Source organism: Methyloceanibacter methanicus (assembly GCF_001723285.1).
Classification (GTDB): domain Bacteria; phylum Pseudomonadota; class Alphaproteobacteria; order Rhizobiales; family Methyloligellaceae; genus Methyloceanibacter; species Methyloceanibacter methanicus.
Map to the genome: position 1 here is coordinate 248,424 of NZ_LPWG01000002.1, position 16,522 is coordinate 264,945.

Sequence of the window (16,522 nt, forward strand, 5' to 3'; positions counted from 1 at the left end):
TTATCGCAACAGACGACGTGCGATTGGTCTTGCAACGTCGATAACTGGGCGGGGAAGTACGGCCTTGACGCGCTCCTTCCAACGAGCGTCGGAGGATGCCCGTGGAGGCGAGGCGGCGAGGTCGTCAGCCACCGCCTCTTTGCAGAGCGGAGCGCTGTAGAGCGTTGCTTCCAAAAAGCCGAGATCGACACGAAGGCTGAGCGGCAGCGGCATGATGCGCTCGGTCCCAACGGCGAATCCCGCAGCACGCAACTCCTGGACGATCGAGCTTAGTGTGCCGTGTTGGTCGCGCGCCTCCACCGCCTTGCCTTCATTCAAGATCCAAAGGTCCTGCGAGCGCTTTTCCAGATCGAGTGTGAGGTACAATTTGCCGCCCGGCTTGAGCGTCGTGGCGATGACCTTGATCAGATTTCGCCGAATGTCTGCGGGCATGTGCTCGATCACGCTGATGGAATACCAGGCGTCAAAAGATCTCGGCTCATACGTTTCAGCGCGCATCTCGGCATTGAGACTCGAGATCCGCGAATGAACCTTGCCATAGTCGTAGAAGCCCCACTCATTGAACTGCGATGCGCCCTCGTTAGAAACAATGCGCGTATGGCTATCGACCGTGCGAACGTCCGCCCCTCGATTGGCAAGTGCGAATGGCAGGGCCGATAGTCCGGCGCCAAGATCGCCGATGCGCTGCTGGCGCAGGTCTGAGCCAAAGCACGAGAGCAACCAGGGATATTCAAACAACCTCGGTGTGTGTTCCGTATACCAACCAAAAACGGCACGGGATATCGACACGCATTCGACCAAGGCATCACCGAATTCCGAGCTCGCAATCGCCGAAGCGAGCAGCGCATCATCCATATCGTTCTTAGCGCCTTGCTTGCCGATTTGGGGGACGAAGTCGCACTCACCTATAAGCACGTCGCCGCCGCCGACGTTTCCGGCTTTGTAGACATGAGCAAAGCGACCGGTCTCTTCCATCATGAGGGTCAGCGAGCGAAAGTCTCCCGGAATCGTGCTGTCTTTGGTCCACGAGACATCCGGCCCAACGACGATCAACCGCTTCTGAGTGCGTGCGGCGAGGGCCGCAATGAGTGCGTTGATATCCTCACCTTCGGCCTCTGCAGCGAATAGATCGGTGCACAAGACGATTTCATATTGCCCGTCGTCGTTTTCGAGTTCGGCCAAGCCTTGGTTGAGGATTTCCAGGTTGGGATAGCGCCGTGCCGCCGCATGGGCCTCGCGTTCGCGGGGCTCGAGTGCCTTGTAGTTACTGATGTCGAGGCCGAGGATGTGTGACGCGGTTCCGCACCGGAAATCGAGCGTGCTCTTCGAGCGGCAAATACCGTACGTGACGAGCAGATGCCGCAAGGCCTCTTGGTTGCTTTTGACCACAGTCTCGCTTCTCTTCCGCGCGCTGCTTTCTGGCGCGTCGCTACTTTTTAACAACATTGAAGTGGAAAGGGGCTCGATGTTTTCATTGATCGTTTGGATGACTGCATCAATTGCCAAAGTTCCGCAAGGGCCTAGCCTCCCATCGTCATCGAGATTGTCGTGATAATGAAGGATTAGAGGCCTTTCGGTCAGTTCACGCCCGGACATTGGTAGTGGCACGTGGGTAGGGCAATTGTAGGTGAGCGGCAAGATTTCCAGCGGATAGCCCGTGGAATGGAGCGCCATGCAGAAGCTCATCTGATCGACATGGATCGCGTGTGGTCCGAGGATCTCGAGGCGTTGCGGGCAATTCAGGAGATCAAGCGCAATTTGTTTCCACACATCCCCGAACTCACGCAACCACTTCACAGGGATTCCGTAGATTCCCCCGTTCAGGTTCCCGCGAAGGGTCGGCTCGTGCGTGAGGGTGTCCCTCGTAGGTGGCGGCAGATCGTCAAAGCCTGCCGCGTTTAGCAGCTCGATGATCTTGTCCAACCGTGGATTGGGGAAATCGACGGTCTTGCCGCAGATCACATCCGATTTTGGCGCCATATCGCCGACAGGACTGGCGAAGGCGAGATCGCAGTCGCACAGAAAAACGAAATCCCCACCATCGGCAATGAATCGATCGACGCTGTCCACCTGTGAGATCTTGTTACAGTATTTTTCGTCGCCGAAGCGCTTGCCCTCCAAGACATTGACGCCCTTGTCCTTAAGGGGGGCAATCACTGGGCTCTTCGGATCCGGGATATGGGCGTAGATACGATCGTAGCTCACGCCGCCGATATTATGCAGCGTCTGGGCAAATATTAGGGCTGATGCTGAAATTTCGGGCCACTATCGACAAAGATAGAATATAATGTTTTGTTGTTCGACATTATAACTCGTGGGTTACGTGTAGTACTTCTCGGAACTGTGCGACGGTCCCGACTACTCTCTTTCTTTGGCTGTGAGCCTCTTGTTCTTTGGCCCTGAGCCGCCGGCGCGAGGCAACTGCAGTCGGTCACGGCCGAGGGGTCACCCGCGAGCCTCATCTTTGGCGTGTCGAGCCCCGTGGCCCCACGTTTGTGGCCCAACCTTGGATGCCTGAATAACTCCCCTCCCCTCCGCTGAGATTTCTAGAGGAAGCTAACTCGACACACAGCGTCTTGCTAGGCCTAAGGTCTTGTGTTTGACCCTGTTCCAAATCCTGCGAACCCCGTCGGACGAGGTGCCTTGCGGCCGTCCGGGGCGAGGGGGTTCTGCGGTATTTTCGGTGCCGCCTTGCTGGGCCGCGTGATTTTGACCGGCCCCCGTTCCGTGCGATTGACAGCTGTCATAGTAGGTCTTGAAACTATTGTTCCCTGCGGTTGCGAAGGGGTCTGGAAACCTCTGCATTAGGGCATCATTACTACGGAAAAATTTGCGCTCTTGTTGGGAGACTTCCGTTCCGTCGTCGTAATAGCCGAAATGCCACGGGCCGCTGAAGACGGGTCGTTCCGCGTCTCGTTTCAGCTTCCCAGCATACCAATCCGTGAGCTCGTCCAGTAGTGCGACATCATTGCAGAACGGCTTCGTGGCCTGATCGTAAAGGCCCTTGACGTAGCCGCCCACCTTATAGAAGCCGGAGAAGTGGATAAACTCTGCCGGGTTGCCGTCGATGAGGATGACGCCGGAATCGCTCCGACTGATATCGCGCTGATAGGAGTTCCAACGCGCGAAGTTCAATGTCGGCTGGCGCAAGATTTCATGGTCGTCAAAATACGCCGGGACATAGTCGATCCATTTCTGATCTGTGAACAACCCACGCTCGTGCTCGATCAGGCAGTGTCGTCGCAGCCGGTGCTTCCACCACGACGCGAAGCGCTTGCCCGTTTCGGTGTTCTTTACGGCTATGAAGCCAAGATTGAAGATGCCAACTTTGTGTGGGTTGAGCTCGAAAAATATCCACTCGTCGCGCTCGTGCGGGCGACAAATGTGCGGGGTCAGGATAATGGAGGCCCTTTCCAGGGCGTCAAAGACCGGGGAAAGAGGGGTGAAAACAACACAATCGGAGTCCAAGAAGATGGCGGCCTCACAGTCATCGCGCTTGAGAAGTCTGTCGAGCATAAACGGCTTCAGGGCCGTCGCCAGTTCCATCACGTTGTGACGGAAAACCCATCCCCGCGGCTGCTCCATTTCGGATACCATCTCGTCGAGGGACCAAATCTCGTCAATCCCGAGGGTCTCTGACTCAAGACCGTCGGGAAATTGATCGGCCAGTCCCAAAACAGTACGACAATCAGGAAATTGCTGCTTGAGGGATTCGAAAAGCACCCGCGCTGCGGGGACAAAATTGAGCGCGCAACAGCTGTAGAAATAGATCATGAGGCGGATCCCAGACTGCACAACGAAGAACGATCGGTACGGTAACCCGTTTTCCAGCGACAACTAAACTGGGCTATGCAAGTTTTCAAGAAATTTTGGCGCCGATATTGAAGCGCCGAATATCGCATGTTACCTCACCCTGCTGAGTATTAGATAGTAGAAGAGCAACAATGGCCAAAAAATGCGTCATAGTAGTTGGCATGCACCGCTCCGGAACATCCGCTCTGACGGCCGCGGCGCACGCCTGTGGTTTTGAATTGGGCTCGATCGGTGACACGAAAGACCAAGACAACCCGAAAGGTTACTTTGAAAATTTCGACATCGTTCGCTTTAACGACACGCTTCTGCGCAACCTGGGTTCCTCTTGGGATATCCCAGGGTTCTCTGCGGACGTAAATCGGGACGAAATAGCAGCGCGTTACAAGGACGAGGCCGCACGTCTTCTTGAGAAATTCTACGGCAACTCCGATCGGTGGGTCCTGAAGGATCCACGTATGTGTATGCTGCTGTGGTTCTGGGAACCCATCATGCAAGAACTTGGCACCGGGAAGGTCTATTATGTCGTAGCCCTTAGAAACCCACTAGAGGTTGCCAATTCTCAGAAGAAGCGGTGTGCAGTGAATCCCGGATTTCACGTCTTGGGGAGCGATATACGTTATACAATGTTGCTCTGGTATACGTATTACAAGACCGCAATATCGACGATGACCGGGAAAAGCGCAATCGTTGTGAACTATACAGATCTTATCTCGCAGCCTTTAAAGGAAATTGAGCGCATTGCGACGCTGACATCCGAAACGCCCAACTCTGAGTTGATCGAATGGTATCGCGACGAGTTTATTGATTCTCGTCTTCGGCGAGCGTCTCGTGGCGTCGACGGTCGAGACGAAGAGATTGGAGGTCTCGACTTTGTCTTTTCCATGCATGAACGCCTAAAGGCACTGTCCGGAGAGACCCCTGTTTCCGCGGAGGACCTTCGCCGTTGCCTGACTGAAAACGAAGCCCAGTTTGACAGCAAGTTGGTGGAGGCCTTGACGGCCGCTGTCGTTGAGCCAAGCAGAGAACTCTATAAGTACAAGCGGGGTGCAGCGCATTATAGATCGGAGGCGGCGCGCTATAAGTTACGTTGCGAGAGAATGAATAATTCGATAAGCTGGAAAATAACAAAGCCCCTAAGGGGCTTAAGGAAACTTCTCATAAGTAGCGATGGCGGTGAATAGACGTACGGAATACCATGGCTTCTAGGAGGAGTACTGTTCGCTATCGACGATGTATTTCGGCCATGCCCCCGATTATATCGTTTAGAGTGTTGTATCTGTAGTAAAATTCTTTGTAGGCGTCTTTCATGTCGAGATGACGGGCCTTAATAAATGGAGAATCGATCAGCTCTATTGGGAATTTTGCAGAATCAAATATTCTCAAAACATCTCGGCGTAGCTCTTCATCTATCTCATACCACTCGTCGCGGGATGTGGGCATCCTGTTCATGACGTCGCAGAAGATGGATGCTTTAAGCCAATTCGAATGAGTCGGCAGGTCTCGCATTGAGGCGTCGATGTATTCCAATGTGGTGAGTGCGGTCTTTATGAGCTTAGCTGTCATCTGTCCGCAATTTTGACGCAGTGAAGAGCGGATCTTGGACGTCTGGCTCTCGGCCCGGTTCATGCGCCAGTAATACGTGTAGTCCTTCAGATACGTGATGGAACTGGCATGGGGATAGACTTGCAGGTTGAACAGTCGATCCTCGCCGATTTCCAGATCGTTGTTGAACCGGGCTCCTAGGTCTTGGAGAAAAGCGCGTCTGAAAAGCGTATTCCACGTTGAAAAGGCAAACACCATGCTGGGACAGCTGCGATAGCAGGATGTCCGGATGTCCGGATGATTTAGTTCTTCCAGCATATTGGGGCGAAGGGAAACCGGGTCGCCCGGATACCAAAGCCAGTGGATCGCCCGGGTAATGTCTGCGTCGTCCGCAAGGGCCGATTGTGTAAGGGTCTCGAGTGCGTCCGCTCGAACCACGTCGTCTCCGTCGACAAACAGGACATAGTCACCGACCGCTTCGCTGAGTGCCCGATTTCTAGCGGCGGAGACGCCTTTGCGTTCGCCGTGCCTAATCAGGCGGATCCTTGGGTCCGTTGCGGCCCAGTGTTCGACAAGATCTGGCGTAGCGTCCGATGAGGCATCGTCGACAACGAGCACCTCGAAGCGCTTCTCGGACTGTGCTGACAAGGACGCCAACGTTTCCTGGAGATAATTCTCCAGGTTGAAGGCTGGCACAACGACGCTGACTAGTGGCGGTCGCATGATGCTTTAGCTACCGTGTTCCGACGCGTATCTGTGCGCATAGTCCGAAAAACTCATCTTACAGCAACTTAGTGGCCCCGCGGACGCCAACCTATAGTGGTTCGGCTGACAGCGTTACCTGCCCTAACATACGTCGATGGCGGCAATTGTGCGGCCATTTGCGCAACGGCAAATAAGGCTTCGGGACAACAATTGATTGACGGTCAACAACGGCGCCGTCCGGTGTCCAAGGGCGGGCGGCTTGCATTACACGCATGTTTGGATGCGCACCGAATATTGCGACTCCATTGGTCGGGGTTTGATATTGTTGGTGTTGAGACAGGCAGCCTTGCAGGCAGGTTGCAAATTTTTCAGAAACAATCAAGACAAGTGACGTGTCTTTTTGGCGTGGTGCACCCCGCTTTGGCCGCGGACGCTTGGACTCAGCCGTTACCGTGTCAAGACTTCCTTGGCCGGAGCGTGTCAATCAGGGCATCACGAAATAATAGATCGGGCCCATGAGCTGATCGCGACTCACTTCCTTGTTGTTTCTGTGCGATGCCCTGATATTCATAGGGGCGAACAAGCCGACCACAAGTTAGTCATCGTCTGAGTTGGAGCGAACATGTCAGTGAACCGCGTCATGCAGGAAATGAGCCCAACCGTCCCGGGCTTCACGAACCCAAAGGTTTTGGGACTCTTGTACAGTGTTGTGGTTCAGTTTCAGCCAAAGACGTGCGTTGAGATCGGTTCTTTTATGGGAAGGTCCGCATCTGTTATTTCATTGGCCTTGGCAGCATTGGGCGGCGGTAGGCGGTTAATTTGCGTCGACCTGTTCGACACAAAGGTGGATCAAAATTTTGTCCAACTTCCCCTTATTCGAGAAATCATGAAATACGCCGAGTCATCGAAAGGCCAATACTGCGATTTAACGCGGATCTCGACCATCGGAGACTGTTTCGACTTAACAACAGAGCGGTTCCCCCATATGTTGGAGAACGTTACGAAGATTCAATGTGACTCGGCGTCCGACTGGAACTCTGGGCGCGACACGTTCGACTTTTCGTATATCGATGGAGATCACACCTATGAAGCGGTGAAGCGCGACGCGCTTAGTGTCATGCGCTACGCAAATGCCGGTCACTGCATGGTCTTCGATGACTATTCCACTCAGTTTCCGGGGGTCGTTCGGTTTGTCGAAGAACTCAAGAGCCACCAAGCGTGAGGCCATTGCATTTGAACACCCTGATATTGCGGTAACAATTGAGAGCCCCGCAAACATACTAAAAAAGTTCAGGTAGACCCGACGCCGTATAGTAGCGACTTTGGCCAGCCGCTTTAATCTGACCATCCAGCCAAACTTCCCAAAACGCGAGCGATGGCGCCACAACGGCCACTCTCAAACTCACATTGCTCAAGCTTAGAACGACGCCTAGGCCTATGCGTCGTTAGTACCACGTGCCCAAGTTAGAGGTCGCCCGCTGTCAATATGTCAAATCTCTACCGCGCAAAGTATTCTTTCCTTTACCTTCTGCGCAATGCGCTGCAACTTGCTCTTGAGCCCAAATACCGGAATTGCAATTTTTGATACCGCAATAAATCCGATATATACGACGTACAATCCGACAAACGAAAGTGGCTTGCGAAAGATCGTAGATCTTCCAACCATGCCCGAAAAGTAAACACTGTCCTCCTTAATCGTTTTCAGCTCTTTCCTTGCAACGTTCAAATCTGACGTGAGCGTTTGTATTGTGTTGGAAGATTCAGTTCTAAATTTATCCGCATCAGTTCTGATTTTATCAGCATCTATTCTGACTTTATCAGCATTTGCTCTAATATTATCAACATCCGTTTTGAGCTTATTTTCTGCGGCTCTAAGTTTCACGACCTCGGCCTCTAACAACCCAATTTGCTTTTCAAGCTGCGCAACATGTTCAGTTTTCTCATTGACAGACTTTCTAAGCCAAATTTGTGAGCTTCGTTGAACATTGACCTCCCTTGACCTCAAGCTGTTTGCAACCGAGCGTAACTGCTGCTGGTCCAATTGGGCGCCTGCGTCATCATCCAAGGTAATAAACTGCTGAAGTGAGAGATCGAGGCTCTCCCCTTCAGGAAGGAATGAATTCAGGAGATCAAGATATTCCTCGTTCTTCTCCAAAAAAATCTTCTGCGCCTCTACTGAGGGGCCAACTCTTTCTGGACGGACATCCGGCAGTGTTTCGCAGAGCTCACGCGCAACTATCGCGTAGGACGGATCGATGTTATTCAATTGTTGTTGAAGCAGCAGTTCAGATCGCGTCAACGACCTATTGCCGGGGAAAGTATAATGTGAGCTAGGCTCACATGGCTCGATACCTAGCCACGAGAAAAATGTGCTAAACAGGTCATCTCTGATATGTGAGTAGTTTCTAACTTCCAACTGCACGTTGGACAGCGAACGCATAAGACAAAGTCCACGACTAAAAATCCGTATATAATCAGCACTCTGAATCCAATCATCTATTGATTTAGTTTGAATGCCATTAGCAACGTTTTGGTTCCAAACCGAGGCTGCGTGAACTATTGGATCTCTGAGAATAAACAAAACCTTTACACTATCAAATCCGAATTTTTGTGCAAAGTGTGCCGCGGATGCAAAGCAGTTATTCTTGACAGCTCTATATAGCATATTTTCATTTGAAAATAATATAGAGTCTCTACGGCCCGTAGGCTTTACTGCAGATTGGAGTACTTCTATTGTTGTTTCTTCGTCGTTGAAGAGAGTGGTTCCGTTCCCGCTAATCAGACCAGATTGGCTGGACGTAGCCCCATACGACAAAGGATAGATCAAGTGTTGCGATTTCAGTTGCTCGCGGCAATTTTCGAGCACATTTTGTATTGCCGTTGTTCCAGTTTTGACGGCGCCAGCATGTAAGTAAAGTATACGTTCGGATTTTTTGCGTTTCGACATGTCTATTATACTATAGTGGGGAAGGCCATCTTGAAAAGACTGACCTGGATACGGGGTGGAGCCTGGCCGAACTCGTCCGGCGGGGCGTCTGCGGCATCTTCGACAGTTCTGTTTGAGAGTTCAAGGCACAGAAGAGCAATCTTGCCGAATTGTCGAGTTTGATCGGTGGTATATGACCGGCCTGTGGTCGATTGCGGGGAAGGCTTCTGGAGTCGGGGGAGCGTGGCCCAGAGTAGCGTGTACTCACTTCGTATCCACGTCTCCTCCACCGCTCGATCGCGAGCCGTTCCTCCTTCGGGCTCGCGCCAGACATGCAGGTCAATCGAGCCATTGATTAGCTTGGTCGCCTTGAGCGCTAGAACCCGCTTGATCGCGAGGCATTCCTGGCTGAACTCGTCGACGATCTTTGACGCTCAAAATGCTTCGCCGTCGTTGGCTCGGTAGCGCACGAAGCCAAATGGCAGCAATGCTCCAGGCTTGGCCGCCAGTCTCGCAATCGCTCCCATACAGGTGTGACTGCGCCGCCACCTAAGCGCCAGTGCTGACATCCTATAGGCGATGCCGGCGACAAACGGGGCTTGCGCATGCCTTGCGCCCGCTAGCGTTAGTTGGTCATATTCAGCGCGCCCGGACAGTCTCCGAGGGAAACGCTTGAGTTACTGCGAGCGCAAGCGATCCAGCATAGATCGGTTCCTACAACGTAATCGACGGTGACCAGATGAAAAACAAGATGCACTCCGGCGTGGGCTATCGCAGTGCTCCCTTGTAGGCGTGCGCCACAGGCTCCCGCTGCACGTCGGGCGCTGCAATTTTCTGCAGCGACGTCCTTTAGGACAGCGTCGCCGAATGTTGCTTCGTCCACCAGCTTCTTCAGGTTGGCGCTTTCGTCTTCCAGCGCCCGGAGCTTGCTAGCGCCTAAAGTCTCCGCCCCGCATTTTTTGGCCTTCCGCTCGTAAAACGTCGCTCCTGATCCACTGCTTGCGGCAAACATCGGCGCTCGCCGTGCCCGTCTCCTGCTATCGACGGACCCTCACTTCATCGGGAGGAGTTTGTGGGGCGCACGTTGTCGAACGTCGAGCCTGAGACTCGATCCACTAGACCGGGGCGCAGAGAAACGAATCCTGGATCGGGACGCCTTGTGGGGTCTTGCCCTCCAGCGACAAACATTTCCAGCCGGTCCGAGCTAAGAGGCCTTGAAGAAACGCCGCTGAATAGGCGCTGTGGAGGGTTGGGCGATGTGCCATCTCGCGGTAATCGCCATCCATGTCTTGAATGTTCGCGGAAAAGAAAAGCCGACCCTCTGGCCTTACGTACCGCCGCAGAATCCGCAATAGATTTTCAGCGTCGTCGGGCAACTGGTGGGTGATCACCGAAAACATGCAAATCAAGTCAAAGTCCCGTTCGCCTACCGGCAGCGAACTGTTCGACGTCAAAGCTTCACCGTTGGGATTGTACAGGGGGTTCTGCACGTCCCAGTAGTAGAACGCGAGCCGCGTGTCGGAAACGTTCCGGGAGAGGAATTCGATCATCTCTTTGTCGATGTCGATGCCCGTATACCGGCCGATCGGCAGTTCCTTGTTGACGATGGCATCGGCAAATCGACAGCCGCAGCCGAAATCAAGAACGTCGGTCTTTCCAAGATCGGCAATGCCGAGACGTTGGCACATGTACTCGATGAGCATTGCGCCAGTTTCGGCCGGAGTTCCCAGTGCATCAATATGAGCGGCGTGCTTCTTGAACTTCTCCGGGATCCTTAGGCCGGTTCCAGCTTGGCTCAAATTTCCGACTTCGTCACGCAGGCGGGAAAGCTCTTCGTATATCCCACTCATCTCCTCGCGGAGGCGCTTCTGCTCGTCAAGCATCTCCTTGCGGAAACGCTGCTGCCCTTGACGTATTCCCGTAAGCGGGCCTCGCAGAACAATGTCTCTAGGAGCTCGCAACGCACGCCCCATGAGGGTCTGAGCCTTAAATATTTCGCGAATGGGTTTTACCATTATTGAGTTCCGTGCTGCCGGATTGCAACGCATGCTACGTTAGCGATATGTGGAAGTCTAACGGTCAGCGGTTTTTTCAAACTGACGGTCTAAGGCAAAGCTACGCACCGGCAACGACGGGACGCCGATGGCAATGTGCCGCGCTCCAGGCCAATCCGACCGAGCCTACATTGCCTGGATGAGGGGAAATGAAGCTTCCGCTCCGCCCCTTCGGCTTGTCTCACACGTTCGATGGCGGGTCGCGTGCGCAAAGATGGTCAGAATGAGCGTCATCGCTCGGGGGCAACGCTCCGGGTGAAGGGTTGGAGTAGCCCCGTCCGCACGCCAAGACGGTCTTGCCGGCTCTGTGGCGCGGTGACGTCCGAGGCGCTCTTCCAGCAGGGTTAGGTTCGGTCCAGTGACACGCGACGCTAGAAGTCGGATTCAGATCGAGTGTGGGGCATGCTCACTCACCAGCAACAATCCCACGGTCCGTTCATGTACGACCGATCGGTCCAGGACCAGCACAATCTCCCTCTGGCGCTGAGGGAGCGGCCTGTAAGCATTTGTGCCCCGTACCGCCGCCGATGAATGTTTCGGGGTACGGCCGCTCTTAGGGTCTCATGGGCAACGCGAGAGGCCCGATCGCGCGAGGCGGCACCCCAGGAGGTCCAAAAGGCTCCTCCGGCGGCAAGTGGGGCCCGTCGATACCGGGGGGCGCCCCAGGGCCCCCGAGAGGGGCTTGAGCGGCCACATCCCAGCCTGTCGAAGAATACAAGCAAAACGCTATTGCGAGAGCAGTGGTTCTGGACATTGGCATCAGCTCCAAACGACCCGAAGGAAGATCAATCCTCGAGGCTGCGAACATAATTGTCGCAACAAAATGACGTGGCGCGTGCCCGAGTTTCGCTCGACTGGCTTCCTATAGTGCAGCTCGGCACGGATGCGGCGGTCGGACGGCGCAGAAGACGCGGCCGAAGTGGCAACAGCGTCCCGACGCGGCGTGCGATACATTCGCATCTACCAATCATAGGCACGCCGCCAACGGTGACGCTAACGTTGCCGCTCCGTCCGCGCTCAATGGTGAGTCCGGCCGCTCAAAATCCCGACTAGCTCTGAAGCGTCATCCCTGAAGATATTTAGACTTTGAACGGTCAGTCTACGTCTCTAGGCTGCATGGTAGCTTAAATCGTGGTCTGCGGTTGTCAGGTCACGGAACGCGATTCAATCGAGTTCCCTTCAAGATCCCATTTTGTCCGGAGGCCGTGACCCAACTGCAACAGTGGCCATGGGGCGTGCCAACCACAGAAAAAGACGGACGAAATTCGAAAGCCTAAAGTGACAGTTGCCGTCGCAATACGGCTCGACTCGTCGCTGGTCAACCGGCGTGTGATCCCGCGTTTGACAACCTCAGGATTCGTGCGATGCTGACCAGGCGAGCGGGTACTTGGGTATCCAATGCTCGCGTACTGATGGAGGGAATCATGGGTAAACTTGGTCTATCGATAGCGGCCGTCGCGGTGGCACTCTTTGCTATGGCTACTTCGGCTAGCGCAGGCAGCCCAATTTTGGGTAATGCAACTGCCAAGACACTTTCGCACGCACAAGCGGCACAGGTTACGGGTAAAGGTCTGAGGTCAGCGTACTACGCTTATTACGGCATGTACTATCTGGCAAAGGCACAGAACTATGCCGCCTATGCCAATTACCTGAACGTTAAGAACTATGATTACAGTGCGGGGCAATATTGGCTTAGCGCGAGAAGCTATGCAAACACGGCTGCATCGAACTTCTACAGCGCCTACTACTACCGCTATTACAGCTAGTTGCTACTAGACACCCTTTGAGCGGTTTTCTGGGGCGGGAAGGCTTTCGGACTTTTCGCCCCAGTTTTTCGTTTGGACCGGGGTCGGGTACCTCCATGCGGTCGAGCAGAATAACTAGCCTGTTGAAAACGCTTGCTGCGGCTTCGTTTCTCGCCTTGATAGCTCCTATCGTGCCGGTTCGCGCTGAGCCAGGCGATGGCGCTGCTGGTCAATCTGTAGCGAAATCTGCCGACTCGCAGGCGACGGCTGTGCTTCTTACCCGGCTCGAGGCGCTGGAAAAGCGGATACTGGAACTCGAGGGCCAACTCAAAGACCAGGAGGCCGCGCAGGGTCCGTCTTCAGACGGGGCTGAAGCCTACGAGGACCTCATACCGGCCTATGACCAACCGGGTCCTGCGGGCGGCGGTTATGGATCAGCGGCCGTCCCGCCGCAGCCACAGGTCCCCACGACGTCCGGCGGCTATGTGATTGTGACGCCGGAGCAAGCCGCGAGAGCGGCCGATGAAAGCGGGATCCCCCGCGAAGACCCATCGGCCCAAGCCGTGGCGCGTGAGGACGGTGACGTTGCCGCTGCCGCCCTGCTTTTCCGTGACACGGTTCCGACGCTGACGCGCCGTCAGCTCGAGATTTCCGAAGAGCTCGCCTATACGAGGAACCAAGGCAACCTGCAAAGCGATCGGGTGTTCATGTCCACGACTGCCGTTCGATACGGTATTATGAACGGCTTGGAACTCGGCGCCATTATTCCCGCATATTGGGGTATCCGAGAAACCCAAGTGGGATTGAATGAGTGGCAGTCGTATGACGTTGCCGATATCGGCGATATCACGCTCCAGGGCTCCGGCGACCTTTGGGAGCAGAATGCTTGGCGACCGGGCGCTGCTTTGACCCTTGGTGCCATCCTCCCCACATCAACGTATTCACCCTATCTCGACGACGTGAAGGCCCTTAGGCCAGGGACGGATCCGAGAAACATCATTTATCCCTATCAGGCGCAACAGCATTGGGCGACGTTCGGCAACCTCCAATTTTTCAAGACCTATGATCCGGTGATCATTTATCTGGGCTTGGGGCTTCAGTATACTTTTGCCCAAGAGTTTTCAGGCGTCGAGATTAGGCCAGGCCTTACGTTCAACTACAATGCCGGAATCAGTATGGGCCTGAGTGAGCACACATCATTTGGTTTTCAGGTCTTTGGCGGATATGCCGAGGGGCTATGGGTCAACGGGTTAGCGCCATCTGCGCCCGCTGCCGAGCAACACAGCGCCCGCGTCTCAATCATTCAAGGCCTGTGGCCGGGGGTCTATCTAGAGCCCGCTGTGAGTTTTGGTTTGAATGCCCAGTCGGCAAACTCGACCTTTTCCACGACGGTGCGAAAGAGATTTTAGGGCAACCCACGAGGATATTGCGGTGCGTATCGCCCCTGCTGCGCTGCTGGTGCTGATAGCAGTGTTTCCGATGAGCGCTTGCGGCGTGAGTGATCCGCTCCAAATGAAGTATTTTCAGACCTATTCTCAGCGCAAGTATGACGGCGTGGTCTCCCAGAATGCAGACTTCAGCTGCGGCGCCGCGTCGTTGGCGACGCTCTCCACGTATTACTGGGGCCGGAACGTTAGCGAAGTCTACGTGCTTAAGATTCTCGAGGCCCGCTACCCAGACAAGAAGGCTTGGGCCATGAAGCTCAAGACGGGCTTCTCGCTCGACGACCTTGAGTTTGCAGCGGCCGCACTGGGGTTCAATGCGCAAAGTGTCGAGATCTCGGTGGATGAACTCGAGAAGCTCGACGGCCCTATCATCGTGCATCTCAACAAGGGGCAGTTCCAACACTTCAGCGTCTTGCGGATGACGAAGGATGGGACGTATTACCTGGCCGACTCGATCGTCGGGAAAGTTGGCTACGCCTCGCACGAATTCGAAGAACAGTACACGGGCGCGGCCTTGGCCATATGGTTGGATGACTCGCCATTGCCACAACATTCGCCTATTACGACAGTGCGTGACGGCCTGTCTGTCAGCTCGACTCTAGGGTCGAGTATTCGGTCTTACCGCCGGCCATTTGGCGAGAAGTTGTTCTGACGGCTGTATGGTGCGGCGCGGCGTTGGACGAAAGATCAGATTTGCCAATTCGGCCAGGAGGGGGTGAGAAATTGAAACGCGAACAACGTTTACCGGCGCTCGCGCGTCTGCTCTGTGCGCTGGTGGTCATGCTCTGTCCGATGCTCCTGGCCACTGCGCCGGCGCGTTCCGAGACGATCCTGGTCGCAGATGGGCCGCCACCGCTGAGTTGGCTCAATGAGGACCAGCGCAAAGCGCTTGGACAATTGTATACAGGATATGCGGAGGGTTTCGCCTGCGGCCGCGAGATCAACCTGGACGTCGCGTCCTCATTCCTGAAATCGCGCGTCGGAGAGAATTTTACGGCCGATCAGGTGGCCGCCATGACCCACATGGCAGTTGCCATTCAGGTCCTGAATGTGGGACGGGCGTCAAGACCAAGCTCTCCTCAGAGCAACTGCAGGCTCATTGCACGACAAGAGTTGGAGGTGCTTTCGGTCCGTCTGGTACTGTCGTCAAGGGCCTGCTGAAGTGAAGGACCACAGCGCCACACGGCGCTTTGGACCGCACAGCATATCCATTGCGGCCAGCTCCTCAGACCTTTTGGGAAATCCAGCACCACTCAACGCGCAAGGCGGCCGCTTCTTAGGCCAACGGTACATTGCTGCGCATCGGCAGCATCCCTACGCCACGAACTAATCCTAGCTCGGAGGCCTTGTGCGCCCCGCTCGGGCCAGCGGGTCGACTTGGCTGAGGGGCTTGGATATCGGAGTTGTACGAACGATTGACAGCTCGCCGATAGTGCGGGAGAAAAACACGGAAACTGCAATCAGTTTAGCATGACAATCTGAGTTCAATATATACATAGAATATGTCAAACGATACCAATCCAAATCTATCGAAGCCGGCCGAAGAAGAGACAATTTGGGTCGGCACCGATGATGACAACGCACTCTTGCGGAAGATTGTAGGGGCACGCTTCGGGGAAAGGCCCATTGATCGACTTGATGACATACTTGATGAAAAAGCAAAGACGGCCAATTGGATAGCGCAGGAGCTGGATGTACAGCCCAGCGATACTGTGCTCGACATTGGGGCAGGCGCCGGCTTAGTGGCAGCCCGTATGGCTCAATTGTGCGAGAGCGTTGTCTGTGTTGACATTAGTGCCAATCAGAAAGCTTTCGCACTTCGAACTGCATTAAGAGGTGTCGATAACGCCAAATATTTTGTTATGCAGTACGGAGATTTTTCAGAAATTAGTAAATACAATATCCGTAGTGCATATAGTACGGCAGTCTTTATTCACTTTAACATCTATGATATATACTACTATCTGAAAAGAATTGCGGACCTTATCCCCGAAGGCGGTAGATTTTTATTCACATTTCTTGACAGCAATAGACTTGATCCGAATCAATTTGATTTTTCCAGGCATTTTGAGAGGTTCGAGCAGAGCCTAAACTCACGTTATCTGCTGACGCCCCATTGCTCGAAGTTCATTTGTAAACTCGCGGAAAATTCGGGATTTCGTATTGTTTCAACCAGCGAGGCTGGTGAGGCAAATACCGCCATTACGCTGGAAAGGCGCGCTTAGCAGCGACCATGGCGTTGGTGTGGGTTGGCCGACCCGGCCGCTGCACACACGACGGACATTCAGACAT

12 protein-coding genes are annotated in these 16,522 nt (G+C 54.3%); 7 read left to right on the forward strand and 5 right to left on the reverse strand.

What is annotated here, in order from left to right; genetic code table 11:
- Both AUC68_RS01810 and AUC68_RS01815 read right to left on the reverse strand, forming a co-directional pair.
- On the reverse strand, positions 1–2,205 hold the full coding sequence (locus AUC68_RS01810; RefSeq protein WP_069436071.1) for a class I SAM-dependent methyltransferase: 2,205 nt from the start codon (positions 2,203–2,205) through the stop codon (positions 1–3).
- A 351-nt stretch (positions 2,206–2,556) separates the two neighbouring features.
- Positions 2,557–3,774 carry a hypothetical protein gene (locus AUC68_RS01815; protein ID WP_141701034.1) on the reverse strand — a complete coding sequence of 406 codons (1,218 nt, stop codon included), beginning with the start codon at positions 3,772–3,774 and terminating at the stop codon, positions 2,557–2,559.
- Between the two features lie 170 nt (positions 3,775–3,944).
- Here AUC68_RS01815 and AUC68_RS01820 point away from each other — a divergent pair, with 170 nt between their 5' ends.
- On the forward strand, positions 3,945–4,994 hold the full coding sequence (locus AUC68_RS01820; RefSeq protein WP_141701035.1) for a sulfotransferase family protein: 1,050 nt from the start codon (positions 3,945–3,947) through the stop codon (positions 4,992–4,994).
- A 40-nt stretch (positions 4,995–5,034) separates the two neighbouring features.
- On the opposite strand, the gene AUC68_RS01825 is transcribed toward AUC68_RS01820, so the two are convergent.
- Entirely contained in the window at positions 5,035–6,078 is a 1,044-nt protein-coding gene (locus AUC68_RS01825) for a glycosyltransferase family 2 protein (RefSeq protein ID WP_083240301.1), read from the reverse strand.
- 610 nt (positions 6,079–6,688) lie between these two features.
- Between AUC68_RS01825 and AUC68_RS01830 the strand changes: the two genes are divergently transcribed.
- Positions 6,689–7,282 carry a class I SAM-dependent methyltransferase gene (locus AUC68_RS01830; RefSeq protein ID WP_158008200.1) on the forward strand — a complete coding sequence of 198 codons (594 nt, stop codon included), beginning with the start codon at positions 6,689–6,691 and terminating at the stop codon, positions 7,280–7,282.
- Between the two features lie 267 nt (positions 7,283–7,549).
- Here AUC68_RS01830 and AUC68_RS16240 read toward each other — a convergent pair whose 3' ends face one another.
- Both AUC68_RS16240 and AUC68_RS15470 read right to left on the reverse strand, forming a co-directional pair.
- Positions 7,550–9,007, reverse strand: coding sequence for a hypothetical protein (locus AUC68_RS16240; protein WP_141701036.1), 1,458 nt, complete (start codon positions 9,005–9,007; stop codon positions 7,550–7,552).
- Between the two features lie 1,094 nt (positions 9,008–10,101).
- Positions 10,102–11,001, reverse strand: a complete 900-nt coding sequence (locus tag AUC68_RS15470) for a class I SAM-dependent methyltransferase (protein WP_158008201.1) — start codon at positions 10,999–11,001, stop codon at positions 10,102–10,104.
- 1,463 nt (positions 11,002–12,464) lie between these two features.
- Between AUC68_RS15470 and AUC68_RS16245 the strand changes: the two genes are divergently transcribed.
- The 5 genes from AUC68_RS16245 to AUC68_RS15475 all read left to right on the forward strand — a co-directional run bounded on the left by AUC68_RS16245 (position 12,465) and on the right by AUC68_RS15475 (position 16,455).
- Positions 12,465–12,806 carry a hypothetical protein gene (locus AUC68_RS16245; RefSeq protein WP_141701037.1) on the forward strand — a complete coding sequence of 114 codons (342 nt, stop codon included), beginning with the start codon at positions 12,465–12,467 and terminating at the stop codon, positions 12,804–12,806.
- A gap of 122 nt (positions 12,807–12,928) precedes the next feature.
- Positions 12,929–14,194: a hypothetical protein gene (locus tag AUC68_RS01850; RefSeq protein WP_141701038.1), complete on the forward strand. Its 1,266-nt coding sequence runs from the start codon at positions 12,929–12,931 to the stop codon at positions 14,192–14,194.
- A 22-nt stretch (positions 14,195–14,216) separates the two neighbouring features.
- On the forward strand, positions 14,217–14,882 hold the full coding sequence (locus tag AUC68_RS01855) for a C39 family peptidase (RefSeq protein WP_069436080.1): 666 nt from the start codon (positions 14,217–14,219) through the stop codon (positions 14,880–14,882).
- A gap of 71 nt (positions 14,883–14,953) precedes the next feature.
- On the forward strand, positions 14,954–15,391 hold the full coding sequence (locus AUC68_RS01860) for a hypothetical protein (RefSeq protein WP_069436081.1): 438 nt from the start codon (positions 14,954–14,956) through the stop codon (positions 15,389–15,391).
- Positions 15,392–15,732: 341 nt separating this feature from the next.
- Positions 15,733–16,455, forward strand: a complete 723-nt coding sequence (locus AUC68_RS15475; RefSeq protein WP_083240305.1) for an SAM-dependent methyltransferase — start codon at positions 15,733–15,735, stop codon at positions 16,453–16,455.
- The last annotated feature ends 67 nt before the right edge of the window (positions 16,456–16,522 follow it).

Excerpts from the sequence above, each read along its gene's own strand:
- AUC68_RS01815 (WP_141701034.1), bottom strand. The coding sequence starts at position 3,774 with ATGATCTATTTCTACAGCTGTTGCGCGCTCAATTTTGTCCCCGCAGCG.
- AUC68_RS15475 (WP_083240305.1), top strand. The coding sequence starts at position 15,733 with ATGTCAAACGATACCAATCCAAATCTATCGAAGCCGGCCGAAGAAGAG.
- AUC68_RS16240 (WP_141701036.1), bottom strand. The coding sequence starts at position 9,007 with ATGTCGAAACGCAAAAAATCCGAACGTATACTTTACTTACATGCTGGC.
- AUC68_RS15470 (WP_158008201.1), bottom strand. The coding sequence starts at position 11,001 with ATGGTAAAACCCATTCGCGAAATATTTAAGGCTCAGACCCTCATGGGG.
- AUC68_RS01820 (WP_141701035.1), top strand. The coding sequence starts at position 3,945 with ATGGCCAAAAAATGCGTCATAGTAGTTGGCATGCACCGCTCCGGAACA.
- AUC68_RS01825 (WP_083240301.1), bottom strand. The coding sequence starts at position 6,078 with ATGCGACCGCCACTAGTCAGCGTCGTTGTGCCAGCCTTCAACCTGGAG.
- AUC68_RS16245 (WP_141701037.1), top strand. The coding sequence starts at position 12,465 with ATGGGTAAACTTGGTCTATCGATAGCGGCCGTCGCGGTGGCACTCTTT.